The 19,405-nt window shown below is 53.3% G+C and carries 13 protein-coding genes, 4 tRNA genes and 4 pseudogenes; 20 read left to right on the top strand and 1 reads right to left on the bottom strand.

Translation table 11 applies throughout. The features are described 5' to 3' along the window. Positions 1 to 30: 30 nt before the first annotated feature. The 11 genes from rffC (at position 31) to ACTBDZ_RS00180 (ending at position 8,569) form a co-directional block, all read left to right on the top strand. Complete coding sequence (gene rffC, locus ACTBDZ_RS00130) at positions 31 to 750, top strand: dTDP-4-amino-4,6-dideoxy-D-galactose acyltransferase (protein ID WP_438813747.1); 720 nt, start codon at positions 31 to 33, stop codon at positions 748 to 750. Beyond that, positions 737 to 1,867, top strand: coding sequence for a dTDP-4-amino-4,6-dideoxygalactose transaminase (gene rffA / locus ACTBDZ_RS00135; RefSeq protein WP_438813748.1), 1,131 nt, complete (start codon positions 737 to 739; stop codon positions 1,865 to 1,867). The genes rffC and rffA overlap by 14 nt, the downstream gene beginning before the upstream one ends. A 1-nt stretch (position 1,868) precedes the next feature. Next, the gene (gene wzxE, locus ACTBDZ_RS00140) at positions 1,869 to 3,119 is read left to right on the top strand and encodes a lipid III flippase WzxE (RefSeq protein WP_438813749.1); all 1,251 of its coding nucleotides are present in this window, start codon (positions 1,869 to 1,871) and stop codon (positions 3,117 to 3,119) included. After that, positions 3,116 to 4,201 carry a TDP-N-acetylfucosamine:lipid II N-acetylfucosaminyltransferase gene (locus tag ACTBDZ_RS00145; RefSeq protein ID WP_438813750.1) on the top strand — a complete coding sequence of 362 codons (1,086 nt, stop codon included), beginning with the start codon at positions 3,116 to 3,118 and terminating at the stop codon, positions 4,199 to 4,201. Before wzxE ends, ACTBDZ_RS00145 begins: the two co-directional genes overlap by 4 nt. Then, positions 4,198 to 5,571 carry an ECA oligosaccharide polymerase gene (wzyE, locus tag ACTBDZ_RS00150; protein ID WP_438813751.1) on the top strand — a complete coding sequence of 458 codons (1,374 nt, stop codon included), beginning with the start codon at positions 4,198 to 4,200 and terminating at the stop codon, positions 5,569 to 5,571. The genes ACTBDZ_RS00145 and wzyE overlap by 4 nt, the downstream gene beginning before the upstream one ends. A 9-nt stretch (positions 5,572 to 5,580) precedes the next feature. Then, entirely contained in the window at positions 5,581 to 6,327 is a 747-nt protein-coding gene (wecG, locus tag ACTBDZ_RS00155) for a lipopolysaccharide N-acetylmannosaminouronosyltransferase (RefSeq protein ID WP_438813752.1), read from the top strand. A 220-nt stretch (positions 6,328 to 6,547) separates the two neighbouring features. Next, positions 6,548 to 7,939, top strand: a complete 1,392-nt coding sequence (gene thrP / locus ACTBDZ_RS00160; protein ID WP_438813753.1) for a bifunctional threonine/serine APC transporter ThrP — start codon at positions 6,548 to 6,550, stop codon at positions 7,937 to 7,939. A gap of 139 nt (positions 7,940 to 8,078) precedes the next feature. Further along, positions 8,079 to 8,155 (top strand) — tRNA-Arg (locus ACTBDZ_RS00165). 97 nt (positions 8,156 to 8,252) lie between these two features. Next, positions 8,253 to 8,328 (top strand) — tRNA-His (locus ACTBDZ_RS00170). Positions 8,329 to 8,351: 23 nt separating this feature from the next. Then, positions 8,352 to 8,437: transfer RNA gene (locus ACTBDZ_RS00175), tRNA-Leu, on the top strand. A 55-nt stretch (positions 8,438 to 8,492) separates the two neighbouring features. Beyond that, positions 8,493 to 8,569: transfer RNA gene (locus ACTBDZ_RS00180), tRNA-Pro, on the top strand. A 43-nt stretch (positions 8,570 to 8,612) separates the two neighbouring features. On the opposite strand, the gene ACTBDZ_RS00185 is transcribed toward ACTBDZ_RS00180, so the two are convergent. After that, a complete protein-coding gene (locus tag ACTBDZ_RS00185) occupies positions 8,613 to 9,422 on the bottom strand; it encodes a transporter substrate-binding domain-containing protein (RefSeq protein ID WP_438813759.1) in 810 nt (269 codons plus the stop codon). 305 nt (positions 9,423 to 9,727) lie between these two features. Here ACTBDZ_RS00185 and ACTBDZ_RS00190 point away from each other — a divergent pair. The 9 genes and pseudogenes from ACTBDZ_RS00190 to ACTBDZ_RS00230 all read left to right on the top strand — a co-directional run bounded on the left by ACTBDZ_RS00190 (position 9,728) and on the right by ACTBDZ_RS00230 (position 18,722). Next, a pseudogene (locus tag ACTBDZ_RS00190) lies at positions 9,728 to 10,800 on the top strand (iron-containing alcohol dehydrogenase family protein). A 193-nt stretch (positions 10,801 to 10,993) separates the two neighbouring features. Continuing rightward, complete coding sequence (gene purB, locus ACTBDZ_RS00195) at positions 10,994 to 12,358, top strand: adenylosuccinate lyase (RefSeq protein WP_438813754.1); 1,365 nt, start codon at positions 10,994 to 10,996, stop codon at positions 12,356 to 12,358. A gap of 13 nt (positions 12,359 to 12,371) precedes the next feature. Next, positions 12,372 to 12,899, top strand: a complete 528-nt coding sequence (locus tag ACTBDZ_RS00200; protein WP_438813755.1) for a GNAT family N-acetyltransferase — start codon at positions 12,372 to 12,374, stop codon at positions 12,897 to 12,899. Between the two features lie 11 nt (positions 12,900 to 12,910). Continuing rightward, positions 12,911 to 13,720, top strand: a pseudogene (locus ACTBDZ_RS00205) (transporter substrate-binding domain-containing protein). 68 nt (positions 13,721 to 13,788) lie between these two features. Beyond that, positions 13,789 to 14,460: an amino acid ABC transporter permease gene (locus tag ACTBDZ_RS00210; protein WP_438813760.1), complete on the top strand. Its 672-nt coding sequence runs from the start codon at positions 13,789 to 13,791 to the stop codon at positions 14,458 to 14,460. A 12-nt stretch (positions 14,461 to 14,472) separates the two neighbouring features. Then, positions 14,473 to 15,233, top strand: a pseudogene (locus tag ACTBDZ_RS00215) (amino acid ABC transporter ATP-binding protein). A gap of 93 nt (positions 15,234 to 15,326) precedes the next feature. Continuing rightward, positions 15,327 to 16,491: pseudogene (locus ACTBDZ_RS00220) on the top strand (amidohydrolase). 308 nt (positions 16,492 to 16,799) lie between these two features. After that, the gene (locus ACTBDZ_RS00225) at positions 16,800 to 17,153 is read left to right on the top strand and encodes a hypothetical protein (RefSeq protein WP_222158873.1); all 354 of its coding nucleotides are present in this window, start codon (positions 16,800 to 16,802) and stop codon (positions 17,151 to 17,153) included. Between the two features lie 54 nt (positions 17,154 to 17,207). After that, complete coding sequence (locus ACTBDZ_RS00230; protein ID WP_438813756.1) at positions 17,208 to 18,722, top strand: S10 family peptidase; 1,515 nt, start codon at positions 17,208 to 17,210, stop codon at positions 18,720 to 18,722. Positions 18,723 to 19,405 lie beyond the last annotated feature (683 nt).

Here is a 19,405-nt window from a genome sequence, read left to right on the forward strand (position 1 = left end):
AGCAGCGTGCAGGCCATTACAGGAGAGGCGATGACAGTCACGATCCGTGCGCATCTGATGCCGTTAGCGTGGGAAAGCGATTTTTTCGCCCTCCCCAGCGCGCGCCTGTCGTTCAGTGATGATGCGCCAGTGCTGACATCTGAGGCGTTGACCGCGTATGCCGTGGTGCAGGCCAAGGTCGCTGCCAGCGATCTGGCGACGATCGATGCGCTCTCTGCCGGAGGTTTCCAACTGGCAGAGAGCGAAGTGGATTTTTGCCTGCCCATCGATTCTGGCGAGGTGGTGCTTCCGGCCTGGCGCGTGGCGGATACCGCAGATATTGCGCCGCTGCGTGATGCCGCTTCGCGCGTTTTTTCGCAGAGTCGATTTCGCACACCCTGGTATCACGCTGCGGACAGCGGTCGTTTTTATGCGCAATGGGTGGAAAACGCGGTACGTGGCACCTTTGACGATGTTTGCCTGATTGCACACGACGCGCAGGGCGCGCCACGTGGTTGGGTGACACTGCGCCAAACACAGACGGACCAGGCGCGCATCGGCCTTCTGGCCGCGTGGCCGGGCACTCCCGGTGGGGTGGGCATGCCGCTTATGGCACTGGCAAGGCACTGGTGCCAACAGCGGCACGTGGCGCACCTGTGGGTGGCTACGCAGTTGGGTAATACGCGCGCGCTGCGCCTTTATCAACGCTCTGGCGCGCAGATTCATGACACGGCGCATTGGTTTTACAGGAGACCGCATGATTCCCTTTAACGCTCCCCCGGTTGTGGGTACCGAACTGGACTATATGCAGGCCGCCATAAGCAGCGGCAAGCTGTGTGGTGACGGCGGTTTTACTCGCCGCTGCCAGCAATGGCTGGAGCACTATTCTGGCAGCAAGAAGGTGTTGTTGACCCCCTCCTGTACCGCATCGCTGGAAATGGCTGCCATCCTGCTGGATATTCAGCCGGGAGATGAAGTGATCATGCCCAGCTACACCTTCGTTTCCACCGCCAATGCCTTTGTGCTGCGTGGGGCAACCATCGTTTATGTCGATGTACGCCCGGATACGCTGAACATCGATGAAAGCAAAATTGAAGCGGCGATTACCGACAAGACCCGTGCCATCGTGCCAGTGCACTATGCCGGTGTGGCGTGCGAGATGGACGCCATTATGGCGCTGGCGGAAAAGTACGATCTATGGGTGGTGGAGGATGCCGCGCAAGGGGTGATGGCGCGCTACAAAGGGCGTCCGTTGGGGGCGATTGGCCACATTGGCTGCTTCAGCTTTCATGAAACCAAAAACTACACGTCCGGCGGTGAAGGCGGTGCCACACTGATCAACGACCCCGCGTTGGTTGAACGGGCGGAAATCATCCGCGAGAAAGGCACCAACCGCAACCAGTTCTTTCGCGGTCAGGCCGATAAATATACCTGGCGCGATATCGGCTCCAGCTACCTGATGGCGGATATTCAGGCTGCCTACCTGTGGGGGCAGTTGGAAGCCGCCGGGCGCATCAACGAACGACGTTTACGCCTGTGGCATAACTATTGTGATGCTTTCCGCCCGCTGGTGGAGGTCGGGCGCGTCACGCTGCCCACGCTGCCGGCACACTGCCAGCACAATGCGCACCTGTTTTACCTCAAGCTGCGCGATATTGACGATCGCGCCGCGTTTATTCACGACATGAAGGATGCGGACATCCTGACGGTGTTTCACTATATTCCGCTGCATACGTCACCTGCGGGGCTGCGCTTCGGGCGTTTTTCTGGTGAAGATCGTTACACCACGCGGGAAAGCGAGCGACTGGTCCGGTTGCCGCTGTTTTATAATCTGTCTGATGTGAATCAGCGTACGGTGATCAACACCATCCTGAGCTTCTTTTCCTGACATGTCATTGGCAAAAGCGTCCTTATGGACGGCGGGTTCGACGCTGGTCAAAATCGCCATTGGCCTGGTGGTTATCAAATTGCTGGCAGTGGCCTTCGGCCCGAGCGGCGTGGGGCAGGCGGGGAATTACCGTCAACTGATCACGGTGTTGGGCGTGCTGTCAGGCGCGGGAATATTTAATGGTGTGATCATGCTGGTGGCGTGCCACCAGCAGCAGCCTGAGCCGTTGCAACAGGTTTTGGGGACGTCAGCGACGCTTATTGCGCTCTTTTCATCGGCGTTAGCGCTCCTCTTTGTGCTGGCAGCAGGGCCGATAGCCACGGCGCTGTTTGGCGACGATCGCTATCGTGACGTGATCCGCCTGCTGGCGTTGCTGCAAATGGGTATTGCCTGCGCCAACTTCTTTTTGGCTATCCTGAAAGGGTATCGGGACGCACAGGGCAATGCGCTGGCGATTGTCGGGGGCAGCCTGATTGGGCTGGTGGCGTTTGTTGCCTGCTTTCTGCTGGGGGGTTACGCTGGTGCGCTGGTGGGGTTGGCGCTGGTACCGGCGTTGATCGCGCTGCCCGCCGGTGTGTTGATGTTGCGGCGCACCCCGTTGCGTTGGCGGCATTTGCGTCCGGTATGGGATCGCGCGTTCGCCACGCAATTAGGGAAATTTACCCTGATGGCGGTGATGACGGCGGTAACGGTACCCGTTGCCTATATCATGATGCGTAACGTGCTCGCGGCGCATGCCGGGTGGGACGCGGTCGGCTTGTGGCAGGGGGTGAGCTCGATATCCGATGCCTACCTGCAATTTATCACCGCCGCGTTTTCGGTCTATTTATTGCCGACGCTGGCGCGGTTGCAGGAAAAACCGGCTATTGCACGAGAGATCGGCCGCGCGTTGCGGTTTGTTATCCCCGCGGTGGCAGCTGTCAGTCTCGCTATTTGGTTACTGCGTGATGTGGCTATCTGGCTGCTGTTTTCCCCGCAGTTTGTGCCGATGCGCGATCTCTTCGCCTGGCAACTGGTGGGGGATGTGATGAAAGTGGGGGCCTATGTCTTTGGTTATCTGGTGATTGCCAAAGCGGCGCTGCGTTTTTATCTGCTGGCGGAACTGAGCCAGTTTCTGTTGCTGAGTGGTTTCTCCCAGTGGCTGATTCCGCGCCACGGCGCATTGGGGGCCACGCAAGCCTATATGTTGACCTATGTGGTTTACTTTTTCCTGTGCTGTTGTGTTTTTCTTATTTACTGTAGGCGACCATGACGACACTGATTCACGTGCTGGGATCGGATATCCCGCATCATAACCAGACGCTGCTGCGCTTCTTCCATGACGTGCTGGCAACGCAACTGCCTGCTCCCGTGGTCACGCATTTTATGTTGGTATCCGGTGATGAGGGCTTGCCGCAGGCTTTTCCTAGGTTGACGTTAACCTGCTATGCCGATAAACGTGCGTTGGCGCAGGTGGTGGTGACGCAGGCGCGGACCGATAGACAGACGCGGTTTTTTTTCCACGGACAGTTCAATCCGTGGATTTGGCTGGCGTTGTTGGGGCGACGTATCAAACCGGCCCAGGCCTATTGGCATGTGTGGGGTGCGGATCTGTATGAAGAGGCCACACAGTGGAAACATCGCCTGTTTTACCTGCTGCGTCGCATGGCTCAGGGGCGTATCGGTCATGTATTTGCCACACGCGGCGATCTGGATTTTTATCGGCAGCGGCATGCGGATGTGCCCGCCTCCTTGCTTTATTTCCCCACCAAAATGAACCCGGCGCTGACGGAAGAGACCGTGACCAAGCCGCTGGCTGGACCGATGACGGTGCTGGTGGGTAATTCCGGCGATAAGAGCAATCGGCATATCGAAGCGCTGCGGGCCATTCATCAGCAACTGGGGCCGCAGGTGCGGGTGATTGTCCCCATGGGATATCCCGCAAACAATGAAGACTATATCAATCAGGTGGCGCAGGAAGGTGAAACGCTGTTTGGCACGAAGCAGTTCCAGTTGCTGCGTGAACAGTTAGCGTTCGATGATTACCTGAATATGTTGCGCAGTTGCGATCTCGGCGTATTTATCTTCCCGCGTCAGCAAGGCATAGGCACGCTTTGCCTGCTGATTCAGTGCGGTGTGCCCTTTGTCATCAGCCGGAAGAACCCCTTCTGGCAGGATCTGGCCGAACAGCATTTACCGGTGCTGTTTTACGGCGATACGTTGACGGAAGCGGTGGTGCGTGAAGCGCAACGTCAGATCGCCAGCGTGGATCAGCGCCGCATCGCGTTCTTCCAGCCTAACTACCAGCGAGGATGGCTCGATGCCTTGACGTTGGCGGCGGAGACGAAGCGATGACACAGGGTGAATTCGGCGGCTTGGTCGTGGTGTATCTGTTTGCCGTCAGTTTTATTCTTTTTTTGACCTGGCAGGAGTTTCGTCGAGTACGATTTAACTTTAACGTACTGTTCTCAATACTGTTTCTGCTGACGTTCTATTTCGGTTTTCCCTTTACCTGCCTGCTGGCGTTCAAATTCAATGTGGCAGTGGTGCCCGCGACCTATTTACTTCAGGCGCTGCTGTCAGCAACCGCGTTTTACGCCATCTATTACGTGGCTTATAAAACTCGTCTGCGGGCGCAACGCCGACCGCCCGGCGAACCCTGGCTCGTGATGAATCGCATCGAAACGCACCTGACGTGGCTATTGCTGGCGCTGGTGGCCGTGGTGACAGTGGCTATCTTCTTTATCAACAACGGTTTTTTGTTGTTCAAACTGCGCACCTACAGCCAGATTTTTTCCAGCGAGGTCTCGGGCGTTGCCCTGAAGCGCTTCTTCTATTTTTTTATCCCCGCCATGCTGGTGGTCTATTTCCTGCACCAAACGCGCCGTGCCTGGCTGCTGTTTCTGGTGGGCACCGTCGGGTTCGGGATACTGACCTACCTGATTGTCGGCGGTACGCGGGCGAATATCATTATCGCTTTTGCCCTGTTCTTGTTTATCGGCATCCAGCGCGGTTGGATCACGCTATGGATGCTGGTCGCGGCGGGGGCGGTGGGCGTGACCGCCATGTTCTGGCTGGCGTTAAAACGCTACAGTCTGGACGTAAGCAGTGCGGAAGCGTTTTACACCTTCCTTTATCTGACACGCGATACCTTCTCGCCGTGGGAAAATTTGGCGCTGCTGTGGCAACACTACGGTGACATCGAATTTCAGGGGCTAGCCCCCATCGTGCGTGATTTTTATGTCTTTATTCCGTCCTGGCTGTGGCCCGCTCGTCCCAATCTGGTGCTCAACAGCGCTAATTACTTCACCTGGGAAGTGCTCAATAACCACTCCGGGTTGGCGATTTCGCCTACGTTGCTGGGATCGCTGGTGGTGATGGGCGGCGTGTTGTTTATTCCGCTCGGTGCTATCGTGGTCGGCCTCATCGTCAAGTGGTTTGATGCCCTGTATGAATCGGGTCGTCTCAGCCAGAATCGCTACAGCGCAGCGGTGCTGCAAAGTTTCTGCTTTGGTGCCATCTTTAACCTGATAGTGTTGGTGCGAGAAGGCGGCGATGCTTTTGTGTCGCGCGTGGTGTTTTTTATCCTGGTGTTTGGGCTGTGCGTGCTGGTGGCGAAGCTGCTGTATTGGCTGTTTGAACGTGCGGGCCTGATTCGTCAGCGTTGGACGCGTTCGCATACGGCACCTGCTGCCTTGACTCCACAAACTCCGGATACGCCATAAGGAATCCTCATGGAAAATCCCGCTTCTGTCCCGCTTTATCGCATTCGCAATATCCCGCTGCACGGGTTTGCGGACCAGGCAGCCTGTCTGGCGTACCTTTTCGCTGAGAGAGAGGTCAAAGCCGGCACGTTAGTGGCAATCAACGCCGAGAAAGTATTGGCAGCCGAGCAGTATAAGCCGCTGTGGGATTTGATTGCCGAGGCCGAATACAAGTATGCCGATGGTATCAGTATTGTGCGCGCCATTCGGCGTAAATATCCGCAGGTGCAGGCGCAGGTGACGCGTGTCGCTGGCGCTGATTTGTGGGAGGCGCTGATGCAAAAAGCCGGTGCGGAAGGCACCCCGGTTTTTTTGCTGGGCGGAAAACCGGCGATACTGCGCCAGACCTCAGAGAAACTGAGGGCGCAGTGGCAGGTGAATATCGTTGGAAGTCAGGATGGTTATTTCCCTCCCGAACAGCGCGATGCGGTGTTTGAACGGGTGCGAGCCAGCGGGGCGCGTATCGTTACGGTGGCGATGGGCTCCCCTCGCCAGGAGATACTGATGCGTGATTGTCGCCGTTACCATCCGCAGGCGCTTTATATGGGCGTGGGAGGCACTTACGACGTCTTCACCGGGCAAGTGAAACGCGCTCCTCTGGCGTGGCAGCGTATGGGGTTGGAGTGGCTCTACCGGTTGTTGAGCCAACCCAGCCGCATTACGCGTCAGATTAAGCTATTAAAATTCCTCGCCTACTACTTCAGCGGTCGCCTGTAACGGCGTTCTTCTCTGCTGAGCCATCGGTATTGGTTATGATGATTGGCTCTTAAAACAAAATTGTTATTCTCATTTGATTTTAAATGACTATTTGCTAATCAGGTAAAAATGCAGAAGGATATGCTGCCTAAAATGTGCGAACCCGCTCAATAGCGGGATGGGCACGATAAAACCCGGTATGAAACCGGGAGGAAAACACAACATTTAAGACTGAGGATCTATGGCAAATGAGGAAACGCAAGGCAAGCTCCACCGTGGGCTTGAGGCGCGACATATTGAGCTGATCGCGCTTGGCGGAACGATTGGCGTTGGGTTGTTTATGGGCGCGGCGAGCGCATTGAAGTGGGCCGGCCCCTCTGTGCTGCTAGCCTATATCGTTGCCGGGATATTCGTTTTCTTTATCATGCGCTCAATGGGCGAAATGCTCTATATGGAACCGGTCACCGGCTCCTTTGCCGTGTATGCGCATAAATACATGAGCCCGTTTTTTGGCTATCTCACCGCGTGGGGTTACTGGTTTATGTGGATGGTGGTTGGGATTTCCGAAATCACCGCCATCGGCGTTTATGTGCAGTACTGGTTCCCGGAACTGCCGCAGTGGATCCCCGCTATCGTGTGCGTGGCGCTGGTGGCGCTAGCCAACCTGGCCGCTGTGCGTTTGTACGGTGAAATCGAGTTCTGGTTTGCCATGATTAAAATCACCACCATTATTGTGATGATTGTCGTTGGCGTTGGCATTATCTTTTTTGGTATTGGCAACCACGGTCAGGCGACCGGCTTTGCCAATTTGACCGAGCACGGCGGCTTCCTGGCGGGTGGCTGGAAAGGGCTGTTGTTTGCGCTGTGTCTGGTGGTGGCCTCTTATCAGGGCGTTGAGCTGGTTGGGATCACTGCCGGTGAAGCCAAGAACCCCAAAATTACCCTGCGGCGCGCGATTAATAACATCTTGTGGCGTATTCTGATTTTCTATGTGGGTGCCATTTTTATCATCGTCACCATTTTCCCATGGAATGAAATTGGCACTGCCGGCAGCCCGTTTGTGCTGACCTTTGCCAAAATCGGGATTACCGCTGCGGCAGGTATCATCAACTTTGTGGTGCTGACCGCTGCGCTTTCAGGCTGTAACAGCGGGATGTACAGCTGTGGCCGTATGCTTTATTCACTGGCAAACAACCGTCAGCTACCGACCTGGATAGGCAAAGTCATGGCCAGCGGCGTGCCTGCGGCAGGTGTTGCCGTCTCTATTTTTTGTCTGCTGTTAGGTTCGGCGTTAAACTACATTATTCCCAACCCGGAAAAAGTGTTCGTCTATGTCTACAGCGCCAGCGTGCTGCCGGGCATGGTGCCGTGGTTTGTGGTACTGATAAGCCAAATACGTTTTCGCCAGCAGCATCAGGCACAATTAGCAGGGCATCCGTTCAAATCCGTGCTGTTTCCGTGGGTAAACTATCTGACTATGGCCTTCCTGCTGTGTGTATTGGTGGGAATGTACATCAATGAAGACACGCGGATGTCCTTATTGGTGGGGATGGCGTTTCTTGCCGTGGTTAGCGTGATTTATGCCATGCTGGAAGGGCGCAAAAAGCAGGCATTAACGGCACCCGAAGCCTGATTGATGGGTGGGGATCGTCGCTGACTGTGTGTTTTCGGTACGAAATGCGCAAAGCATAAGCAAACGCATCATTTCGATAAAAAAAGCACTAGACAGGCAGAGATTAAATCCGTACTATCCCCACCCGCAACGGCGCTATGCGCCCGTAGCTCAGCTGGATAGAGCGCTGCCCTCCGGAGGCAGAGGTCTCAGGTTCGAATCCTGTCGGGCGCACCAATAACTTTTTTTACAAGAATTGTGTGCAAGAGCTGCGGTGGTACAATTCACCGTAAGGGACGTACCGGTTTTATCGTTAGTTGTAAGCAGTACATTGGTGGCTATAGCTCAGTTGGTAGAGCCCTGGATTGTGATTCCAGTTGTCGTGGGTTCGAGTCCCATTAGCCACCCCAGATTCAGATGTTCGTGAATGTATGCGAAGGTGGCGGAATTGGTAGACGCGCTAGCTTCAGGTGTTAGTGTCCTTCGGACGTGAGGGTTCAAGTCCCTCTCTTCGCACCAACGAACATCATCAACAGTCAGTGTGATACACTGATGGCGTTGAAAAAAAGCATTTCGGCGAGTAGCGCAGCTTGGTAGCGCAACTGGTTTGGGACCAGTGGGTCGGAGGTTCGAATCCTCTCTCGCCGACCACTTTCTGTGGAAAGCGCCCCCGCTGTGCGAGGGCGAAAATTGCTTATTCCGCTTTACCGCCTTCCAGCACTTTATCACTGCCGAAATACTTCTCAGCCAAGGCTTTTAACTGGCCGTTCTGACGCAGCTGTTGCAGCTTCTGATTGAATGCTGCCAGCAACTTGTCGCCTTCCGCTGTTTTGGCAAACGGGAACGTGACTTGCTCATTGGAGATGGGTTCACCCACTAGTTTCAGCGGCAGGTGACGTTTATTAATCTCTGCCAACAGGATAGGGCGGGAATTGACATAGCCTTGAACGCGATTGTTGATCGCATCATTCATTGCACCGTCGCGGGTTTCATAGGTGCGGATGGTAACGTCATTGTTGGGAAAGGCGTTGCGCAGGTTGGTCACATGGGTCGAGCCTAAGACGCCAGATACGGTTTTACCCTTGAGATCGTCCAGAGACTGAATGTCTTTGTTCTCAACGCTGGTGACGATTTGCGTTGCGTAAGTGAGGTAAGCGTCGGTGAAGTTGTATTTTTTCTGGCGTTCGGTGGTTTTCATGAAATTATTGGCCACGATATCCAGCTTTCCGGCCTCCAACTGGCCCATCAGTCCGCTGAAATCAGCCGTAGTCCAGGTGACCTGATAACCCAATTCGCGAGCGATGGTTTCCACAACCTCGACATCGTATCCGACCAGCGTGCCGTTCTCTTTATAAGAACCCGGGAAGCTTTGGCCCGTCGTGCCCACGCGCAGCACCTTACTCTGCGTTTCCTCACTCTTGTTATTATCGCAACCAGCCAGCGTCACGGCGGCAAGCAGGGTCAGCAGTGCGGCACTGACGTGGCGGGTCAATTGGATTTTCATCATGAGGTTCCTGTTTCATCATTCCTAGTTTAGAACGAAATCGGGTTAACTATTTGCAACGCGCTCATCAGTTCTGAGGGTAATGGCAGGCTAACAACAGTGGGATGCACATTGAGGGGACGTGAAGGAGCGCTGTTTGTTTGAAAACTATATCATTAAAAACAAACAGGATTTTATACCTTCACGTTATATCTTATGACCATTTGATCGGTTACAACCTGCTGACAGGCTTTTACTATTGCACTTTATAGCCTGATAGCCTGTGCGTATGCGTTGGCACAGTGTAGAGAAATCAAGGAATTACCGTGTTTGCTATCAAATCTCCCGGTGTCTATCACCACCAGTCTGGCCTGCTTTCACGTGTGGGTGAACTGGTTGCGCCATTTTCTCGTCACATTGCTGTGTTGACCAGCCCACCGCCTGGGCAGCGGTAGAACGTGCACTCTCCACCAGTTTGACGCAGTCCGACGTGCAGTTTGATGTGTATCTGTTGGAAGGGGAATGCACGCGCGAGGCGATTGCACACCATCAGCATGAAATTGCTCAACGTGGCGTGCATGTTGTCCTCGGTGTTGGCGGTGGATGCGTGATGGACTGTGCCAAAGCGGTCGCTGACGGGCTGGAGAACGGTCAGGCGATCACTTTGCCGACCATCGCTGCCACCTGCGCGGCCTGGTCACCGATCAGTATTCTGTATGATGAGCAGGGTGGGCATCAGGGAACGCAGGTATTGCAACACATGCCGGTGATGGTGCTGGTTGACAGTGACGTGATTGCCCGCAGCGATGTGCGCTATCTGAAAGCCGGAATCGTCGATGCGCTGGCTAAATGGTATGAATTTCAGCCCTATCTGGCGAAAAACGGAGATAATCTGGCGCTGAACCTTAAGGTTCAGGTGGCGACGCTCGCCCGCGATACCTTTGTACAGTGGGGCGAACAGGCACTGAGAGATAATGCCGAACAGCAAGTGACCGTGGCGTTGCAAAAGGTGATCGATGCCAATATCGCGCTGGCCGGATTGGCAAACAGCATGCGTGATGACTCCCCTTCACCCGGCGTAGCCCATGCGATTCATAATCGAATGACGCACGTTCCTGAACTGCATGACTGGTTGCACGGAGAGAAAGTCGGCTATGGCTTGCGGGTGCAGTCGCTAGTGGCGCGCGGCGACGGTTCGGTCGATCCCGATTTGCTGGCACAGTTGTAGCGCTATGATGCCCCCGCGCGCTTGCCAGTGGCGGAAGCGCGCTATGCCGAACTGGCCAATACGCTGTCTCAAACCTTTAAATTCCCAGCTGCCAGCGCCGCACTGCTGCCGTTTTCGCTGGCACCCGAGGCGATTCAACGGGCTGTATTAACAACGCAATACAGCAAGTGATGCGGTTTTACGGGATGTGATGGATATCAATATAGCGTTACGTCTGGATGTGTGGTAAACGATCTATCTTCCTATCTTCTGAATATAAGATAGATCCAGAAGATATATAGGGGCCGATTTGTCGCATGCTATATTCCCAAGATTAGAACGACGACAAAAATCCCGCCTGACACATCCAACGAACGAGTAAGCTATGGCATCACATCTCATTGATTTTCTCCTCATCGGGAACAACTTTGGCACGCCCGAAATGCGTGCTGTCTGGTCAGAACATAACCGCCTGACGAAGCAGGTTGACGTTGAAGTTGCGTTGGCGCTGGCCGAAGGTGAACTGGGCGTTATCCCGGCCGACGCCGCACAAACCATTGCCGCGAAAGCGGATGCAAGCGCACTGAATGTGGAAGAGATCGCGCAGGACGCGGTCCGTATGAAGCACTCCCTGATGCCCACCATCACCGCGATTCAAAAGCAGTGTGGCGACGCGGGCGAATACATTCACTATGGTGTGACCACGCAAGATATCGTGGATACCGCTACGGTACTGCAATTACAGCAGGCTTTTGCCATTGTCGAACGCGACACGCAATTGATGGCGGTTGAGTTGAAACGCCTGGCGAAAAAGTATCAGCATACGCCGATGACGGGGCGTACCCACGGCATGCAGGCGCTACCGACTACCTTTGGCTTTAAACTGGCGGTATGGCTGGATGAGTTTGTTCGCCATCTGGAGCGTCTGAAAGAAATCAAAGCCCGCGTACTGGTGGGTAACGTGAATGGCGCAATTGGTACCTATGCATCGTTCGGCGAACTGGGACCGCAGATTGAGCGCCTGATGTTGGATAAACTGGGACTGGGTACGCCGAACATCGGCTGGCAGTCCGCGCGCGATCGTTTCTCCGAATATGCTTCTGTAGTGGTGCTGATCAGCGGCACGCTCGGCAAGATCGGCAACGAGCTGTATAACCTGATGCGCACGGAAATCAACGAAGTTGAAGAGCCGTTCTCAGCAGGCAAAATTGGCTCCACCACCATGCCGCACAAACGTAACCCGGCGGCATTGGAAGGGCTGGCTAGCCTGACCGCACCCATTTTCAAAAGCGCATTGCTGATTCATGAGTCCATGAAGGTGGAACATGAGCGTGACGCTATGAGCTGGCGCGCTGAGTGGATCGCTCTGCCGGAAGTGAACATTTACCTCTCTGCGCAGTTGCAGAATGCGCTGGGTATCCTGCGCGGTATGTCGGTGAATGAAAAGCAGATGCTGGCGAACCTAGAACTGCAAAACGGCCTGTTGCTCTCTGAGAAAGTGATGTTTGAAATTGGCAAACGTATGGGTAAACAAACCGCGCACCATTTGGTGTACGAGTGCTCCATGAAGGCGTTTGAACAGAACCGTCACTTCAAAGAGGTGCTGCTGGAAGACCCGGTGCTGTCGGCGCAGGTTACCGCGCAGGAACTTGACGCATGGCTGAACCCGGTCAACTATTTGGGCTGTGCACCGCAAAAGGTGGATGAAGTGATTCGTTATGCCGACAACTCTGGTCTGCTGCCAGCGTAAGTGAGCGTTAAACATGAGTACGGTTTTTCGCCAGCTCACGCTGGAAGATGACGAAGCCTTTCTGGCGTTGGCGTTGGCGGCCTATGAACCGATTCGCCAACTGGGCATTCACTTTGCCGCGGCTGAGGCGGATATCGATATGGTGCGTCGCCATATTACGCGCTACGGTGTTTATGCGCTGGAAAAAGACGGCGTGATGGTGTCGTCTTTTAGCATCCGTTACCCTTGGGGACCGGAGCCTGGCCCGTATGGTTTGCCGCATTTGGGGTGGTTCGCCACCCACCCGAACTACAAAGGGCAGGGGTTTGGCCGCCAGATGATGCAGTGGCTGGAAGAAACGGTGCTGATAGGGCAACTCAAGGCACCCGCGGTTTCTTTGGGCACGGTACAGAGCCACCCCTGGCTTATCGACATGTATAAGCATTACGGTTTTAACGAAGTCGGGCAGGCGAATCTGGGTAAAGGCCACCTGACGATTTATATGGAAAAAGTGTTAGACCAGGATGGTTATCACCAGTGGAAGAAGAAAAATTCCCAATGAGAGGCATGAACATGATAATGAAAAAACTGACTTTGTCTGCGTTAGCGCTTACCACTGCCTTTCTAATGGCGGGCTGTGACTCTCAGGACAAAAGAGCGGCGGCGGGCGGAGAAGCCAGCACGGTGCTGCGCGTAGGTTCTACCGGACAAAGCTACCCGAGCGGCTTTAAGCAAGATAACAAGTTGGTGGGTTTTGACGTTGAAGTCACTGAAACCATCGCGAAAGATCTGAATTACAAAATCGAGTGGGTTACCGCCGATTTCAGCGGCCTGATGGGGTAGTTGGAAGCGAACAAACTCGATACCGTGGCTAACGTCGTGGCGATCACGCCGGCGCGTAAAGAAAAGTATAACTTTGCCGATGTATACATCTACTACGGCAGCCAGATTGTTACGCACAAAGATAACACCAATATCAACACGCTGGATGACCTGAAAGGCAAAACAGTGGCGGGAGTATTTTGCTATAACCACTTGAATAAACTGAGGAAAGACTTTGCTGACGGCAGCGTGACCATCCGCACCTATGAAACCCGCGATGGCGCAATGAATGATGCGTTGTCCAAGCGCGTGGAAGGCTATGTAAACTCCCGCCCGATCCTGTTGGCTGAAATCAACAAGCGCAACCTGCCGTTCAAACTGGTTGGCGATCCGCTGGTGATCGAGGAAGTCAGCTTCCCGTTCCACAAAGATGAAAAAGGCGACAAACTGCGTGAGCAGTTCAATGCTGAGCTGGCGAAAATGCGTGCTGATGGCCGTCTGAAAGAGATTTCCGTGAAATATTTCGGTGAGGACATTACTACCGCACCGCAAGCACACTAACCGACGCGCTTTTTGTCATCTCTTTTCCACCGGTGCTTGCGCCGGTGGAAGCATTAATGGTACTGCTCATGAATATCGATTTTGCTTACCTGCTGAAGGTGTTTCCTCAGGTTTTGCTCTATTTACCGACCACGCTGCTGTTAGCCGTGGTATCCATGATTTTCGCCATGATACTGGGTCTGGTGCTAGCGCTGCTGCGGGAAAGCAAGATCACGGTATTGGTGAAGGTGATTGAGTTTTATATCTCGCTGTTTCGCGGCATTCCGTCGCTGGTTCAGTTGCTTATCATCTACTTCGGTTTGCCGCAGCTGTTCCCGGCGCTGAGCGATCTGACCGCGATGTCGGCGGCGATTATCGGCTTTAGCCTGAAAACCTCGGCGTACATGGCGGAGATTTTCCGCGCTGCGCTGGCCTCGGTCGATTGGGGACAAACGGAAGCCGGGCTGTCGATCGGCATGAATCGTTCGCAGATTTACCGCCGTATCGTACTGCCGCAGGCGATGCTCAATGCGCTGCCTGCCACAGGTAACACCTTTATCTCGCTGATCAAAGACACCTCGGTAGCCTTTGCACTTGGCGTATCTGAACTGTTTGCTGAAGGTAAAATGATCGCCGCAGAATCGCTGCGTTTCTTTGAAACCTTCCTGGTGGTAGGGCTGATTTATTGGCTGGTCATCATTGTTTATTCCAGACTGCAAAACTGGCTGGAAAAGAAACTGAACCACTCATTACAGCGCTAAGGAGACGCCGCCATGATCAGTGTAAAAAACCTCTCAAAACGCTTTGGCGACAAAGCGGTGCTGGACAATATCAGTCTGGATATCGCACAGGGCGAAGTGGTGGCGATTATCGGCCCTTCAGGGTCGGGTAAATCCACCCTGCTGCGCTGCCTCAACCTGTTGGAAAAACCGGAGTCCGGCACGATTGAAATTGGCGATCGCGTACTGGATACACGCCGTTATAGCACCAAGGAAGCCTACGCACTGCGTCAGCACACCGCGATGGTGTTCCAGAACTACAACCTGTTCAAGAATAAAACCGCGCTGGAAAACATCACTGAAGCATTGATCGTGGTGAAAAAAATGCCGAAGAAGTAGGCGCAGGAGATTGGGCTTCGGCTTATCGAGCAGGTTGGCCTACTGCCGGAAGCCCATCAGTATCCGGTGACCTTGTCCGGCGGGCAGCAGCAGCGCGTGGGTATCGCGCGCGCTGGCCGTGGACCCGAAAGCCATTCTGTTTGATGAACCTACCTCGGCGCTGGATCTGGAACGCGTGCACGAAGTGCTGCAAGTGATTCAAAATCTCGCGAAAAACAGCACCACTATGGTTATCGTGACCCATGAGATGCAGTTTGCCAAAGAAGTTGCTGATCGGGTTATTTTCATGGCCGACGGGCATATCGTCGAGCAAGGGGCCCGCCGAGCAGGTGATCAGTTTCTCTGACAACCCGCAGACGCAGCGTTTCTTACGTCAGATGACCAAGATGCCGGAACATACGGAATACGACATCTGACGATGCGGTGATAACAAGCTATTTAGATAAAATACCCTGCGCGCCGCGGGTTTATCCTGCGGCGTTAAGCACGGACAGTGTGGAGAAGACATCGTGAAAACAGCACCTCAACATGCGCCGTTAGCGCAATTTATTCAGGCGTTCCGGCATGATTTGCACCAGAACCCCGAATTATCCAACCAGGAATTTGAAACCACCAAGAAAATTCGCGCCGCGCTGGAGAAGGAAGGCATCCGCATTCTGGATCTGCCATTGAAAACCGGTCTGGTCGCTGAAGTCGGCGGCGTGCAGGATGGCCCGTTGGTTATCGTGCGTTCAGATATCGACGCACTGCCGATTGAAGAAGAATCCGGCGTGGAATTCACCTCTCAGCGTCAGGGCGTGATGCACGCTTGCGGGCACGACTTTCACTCATCCGCCGCGCTGGGTGCCGCCATTTTGCTTAAAGGCATCGAGTCCGAGCTAAAGGGCACTGTGCGCATTCTGTTCCAGGCGGCGGAAGAAACCGGGCTGGGCGCGCCAGAAGTGATCGCGACCGGTGCGCTGGATAATGCGGCAGCCATCTTTGGCATTCACAACGACCCAACGCTGCCAGTTGGCGTGGTCGGTGGTAAAGATGGCGCGTTGACGGCAGGCGTGGATCGTTTTGAAATCAAGATTGCTGCCAAAGGCTGCCATGCGGCCAAACCTCATGAAGGCAACGACCCCATTATCATTCTCGGCCAGTTGATTAGCGCGGTGCAGACCATTATCAGCCGCACGGTGCCAGCGGATGATACCGCCGTGGTGTCAATCACTCAGGTACACAGTGGCAGCTCCTGGAACGTGATCCCGGATACCGCCTACGTGGAAGGTACGGTACGCACCTTTAGCCAGACAGCGCGCGATCTGATTGAACAGCGCTTTCGCCAGATTGTGGCAGGTATTGCCAGCACCTTTGGCGCTGAGCTCGAGTTTATCTGGCACGCCGGACCGCCGTCCGTGGTCAATACGCAGGAATGGGTGGATTTTGCCCTGTGTGTTGCCGATGAAGAAGGTTTTGAAGCGCGCCGCGTGGATGCCAGCCCGATTGGCGAGGATTTTGCCTTCTATCAGCTATCAGCAAAAACTGCCGGGTACATTCATGATGGTCGGTTCGGGCGGGCCTTATGCACTGCATCATCCGAAATTCCGGGTTGATGACAGCGCACTGTTCCCTACCGCGCACTACCTCCATCAGTTGGCGAAACAGAGCCTGGAACAACTGTCTTCTCGCTGATGTTTTCATCCGCGCCGTGTTCACGGCGCGGATAATCTATTTATACCCGTCATACTTCACGTTGCGTTTGCTGGTGCCGTTCAATGCGTTAACTTGTTGTCTTGTACTGCAAATCATTAAGGCTATATCCCTGTTTTTATTTAGACAAAACAGCCAAATACTTTTCATTTCTTGTTCGATATTTCCCTTTTTAATACTAAACACAAGTTAAACGATGTGTCATTGATTGTATAAATTGCTATTCAAGAAATGAAACAATAATACAATTTTATGCCGAAGGTAAAAAATCTGTATTAAAAGGAATCGAAATGAATATTAAGTTTACATTATTGTTTGCCACACTTCTGCTTTCTGGTTGTACGACGCAATGGGTGAAAAGTAGCGCTAACGCTGAGGATTTCACCATCTCGAAAGGTGCCTGTGAAACGCTGAGCGAAGAAAAATTCCCTGTGAAAAATGAAGTGGCGCAGCGAACGCAATATACGTCCTACTATTTGCCGTGTGGAAAAAAGGACGACTGTAAAAATGAAAAATATATCAGCGGGCAACGACCAGAAACACAAAGTTATGTGATGGATGTTAATAGCGGTAGCCGCCAGGCCCTTTTCAATCAGTGCATGAAATTGAGGGGATGGACATCGGAAACGAAATGGTTCCCATAAGGACGATAATGTAAAAGGAATACCATGAATAACTTGCAACGTTTTGTTTTTATAATGATGTCTTTATGCTTAAGCTCCGCGTTTGCCATGGCATCACCGCCGCCAGTACCAGAACAGGCTCCGGCGCCGAGTGATGTTGTGATGAGTGAAGGGCAAGTGAAACTTAACCAGGGGCGCCTTAATTATCGTGCCGAAGCGGGCGCATTAGCACTGAATACGGACGATCCCGACGAACCCATCGCGACCTTGTCCTACGTGGCCTACTTCAAGTCGGTAGATAAGACGGCGAAGCCGGAGAATCGGCCGATCACGTTTATCTATAACGGCGGACCGGGTTCTTCTTCCGTGTGGCTGCATATGGGCGGTTTAGGGCCAAAGCGGGTGGTCACCAGCACGCCAGATAAACCCGTATTGCCGCCTTATCCGGTTATCGATAATGCCTATTCTCTGCTTGATGTCAGCGATCTGGTCTTTATCGATGCGCCGGGCACCGGGTTTGGTCAGTTTATCAGCCATGCGGCCAATGTTCAGGAGCGGCAGGCGCAGAAGCGTCAAAAAGAGAATGACACCTACAGTATTAATGGAGACGCACACGCGTTTGCGCAATTTATCACGCAGTTTCTGAGTCGCTATCAGCGCTGGAATGCGCCGCGTTACCTGCTTGGTGAGAGCTACGGCACGACGCGTACGGTGGCGCTGGCAAACCGGCTGAAGGTGCAGCACAACGTCGATGTTAACGGTATTATTTTGCTGTCGCAGTATTTGAGCCAGGATATTGATATCGATCGTCCCGAATCCAACCCCGGCATCGATCAGCCCTATTATCTGGCGTTGCCAACCTATGCGGCAATAGCCCATTACTATCAGCATCCGGCAAATGTCGCAGAAAATCTGGATCATTTGCTGACTGAGGTTGAACAGTTTTCCCTTGGTCCCTATGCACAGGCGTTGGCTCAGGGCAATCTCTTGCCAGAATCGCAGAAAGCAGAGCTTGCTAAGCAACTTGCTCGCTATACCGGTATACCCGCGCGGGAATGGGTTAAGGCCGATTTGCGCGTTTCAGGCCCGCTGTTTGTTAAAAAACTGCTGGCAGAGCAGGGCGATACGGTCAGCCGTGCTGACGGCCGTTATCGAGGAGCCTCGCTGGATAAAATGGCTGCGCGGAGCGATTACGATCCGGTTATGACTATCGGCTCCGGGTTTATTTCCGCGTATCGCGACTATCTGGCAAAAGCATTGAACGTGAATACGGTGCAAGATTATGTTTCTGACTCGAATGCCATTTACTATTGGAATATGACGCCAGAAAACCGTTCTTTCAATCTACTGCCTGCATTGTCCGAAACCATGAAAATGAATCCGCGCATGAAAGTGATGGTGCTCGGGGGGATCTACGATTTGGCGACGCCTTACTTTGTCGCGCAATATCACCTCAATCACCTCTCTTTGCCTGAAAAACTGCGCGCTAATCTCCAATTTAATCGGTATGAGTCGGGACATTTGCCTTATCTTGATGAAAAATCGCTGCAACAGTTACATCAGGATCTGCGTGACTTTATTGCGGGATAGTTCAGCAGACTGTTGGAAAATGGCGACAGAAGCCCTGTTTAAATGTCTCCATTTAGAGACATTTAAGTGATTGAAATAAAACATGAAAAAACAAAGCCCAACATTGTGTCTCTATATGGAGACAGTTGGGTTATTCATGCTTGGCGCAAGCTGTCAGTCGAGAGGATAAATTGCGAAAGCGATGTATTTTAAATTATATATTTTTCAATAAATTAGATTGGTTTGTTTTTTTCAATGTGGCGACGATCTGGCACGGTTCATGCTAATATGACCCCGTAGATGCTCATTCCGCCTTCTATGTTTGCTTCGGCTTCATAATCCTGGGAATGACGCAGAGCCGTTTACAGGTGCCTATCGTCCACCTCCAGATGACGTTGTGATTAGCCGTTTCACTGCATTTCACGACACCATCGGACTTTTCGGACATTACGTTGAGTGAGGCACTCTACTGTAGTCTTTTATGACCTGATCCTATTCAACGCTTGCCGTTTATTGGCAAGCGTTTTTTTTGCGCCATTTTTAGTGCGTGAGATCTTCGCCGTGGGTGGCAATGACCTTTTGATCCGTCATTCCGCACCTACTTTAAGAATAAATTCGACGGTATCGCTCGCCGAGAACATCAACGATGGTCTTGTGAACAGAATTGAGGTTGGATACTTGTGGTGGTCTGTCACCAATACTGA

The organism is Symbiopectobacterium sp. (assembly GCF_051710365.1).
Taxonomy (GTDB): Bacteria; Pseudomonadota; Gammaproteobacteria; order Enterobacterales; family Enterobacteriaceae; genus Symbiopectobacterium.

What these genes read in the sequence shown, in the direction of transcription:
- rffC (WP_438813747.1), top strand. Translation starts at nt 31, where the DNA reads ATGACAGTCACGATCCGTGCGCATCTGATGCCGTTAGCGTGGGAAAGC.
- thrP (WP_438813753.1), top strand. Translation starts at nt 6,548, where the DNA reads ATGGCAAATGAGGAAACGCAAGGCAAGCTCCACCGTGGGCTTGAGGCG.
- wzyE (WP_438813751.1), top strand. Translation starts at nt 4,198, where the DNA reads ATGACACAGGGTGAATTCGGCGGCTTGGTCGTGGTGTATCTGTTTGCC.
- ACTBDZ_RS00185 (WP_438813759.1), bottom strand. Translation starts at nt 9,422, where the DNA reads ATGAAAATCCAATTGACCCGCCACGTCAGTGCCGCACTGCTGACCCTG.
- wzxE (WP_438813749.1), top strand. Translation starts at nt 1,869, where the DNA reads ATGTCATTGGCAAAAGCGTCCTTATGGACGGCGGGTTCGACGCTGGTC.
- ACTBDZ_RS00225 (WP_222158873.1), top strand. Translation starts at nt 16,800, where the DNA reads ATGAATATTAAGTTTACATTATTGTTTGCCACACTTCTGCTTTCTGGT.
- ACTBDZ_RS00145 (WP_438813750.1), top strand. Translation starts at nt 3,116, where the DNA reads ATGACGACACTGATTCACGTGCTGGGATCGGATATCCCGCATCATAAC.
- rffA (WP_438813748.1), top strand. Translation starts at nt 737, where the DNA reads ATGATTCCCTTTAACGCTCCCCCGGTTGTGGGTACCGAACTGGACTAT.
- ACTBDZ_RS00230 (WP_438813756.1), top strand. Translation starts at nt 17,208, where the DNA reads ATGATGTCTTTATGCTTAAGCTCCGCGTTTGCCATGGCATCACCGCCG.
- purB (WP_438813754.1), top strand. Translation starts at nt 10,994, where the DNA reads ATGGCATCACATCTCATTGATTTTCTCCTCATCGGGAACAACTTTGGC.
- ACTBDZ_RS00210 (WP_438813760.1), top strand. Translation starts at nt 13,789, where the DNA reads ATGAATATCGATTTTGCTTACCTGCTGAAGGTGTTTCCTCAGGTTTTG.
- wecG (WP_438813752.1), top strand. Translation starts at nt 5,581, where the DNA reads ATGGAAAATCCCGCTTCTGTCCCGCTTTATCGCATTCGCAATATCCCG.
- ACTBDZ_RS00200 (WP_438813755.1), top strand. Translation starts at nt 12,372, where the DNA reads ATGAGTACGGTTTTTCGCCAGCTCACGCTGGAAGATGACGAAGCCTTT.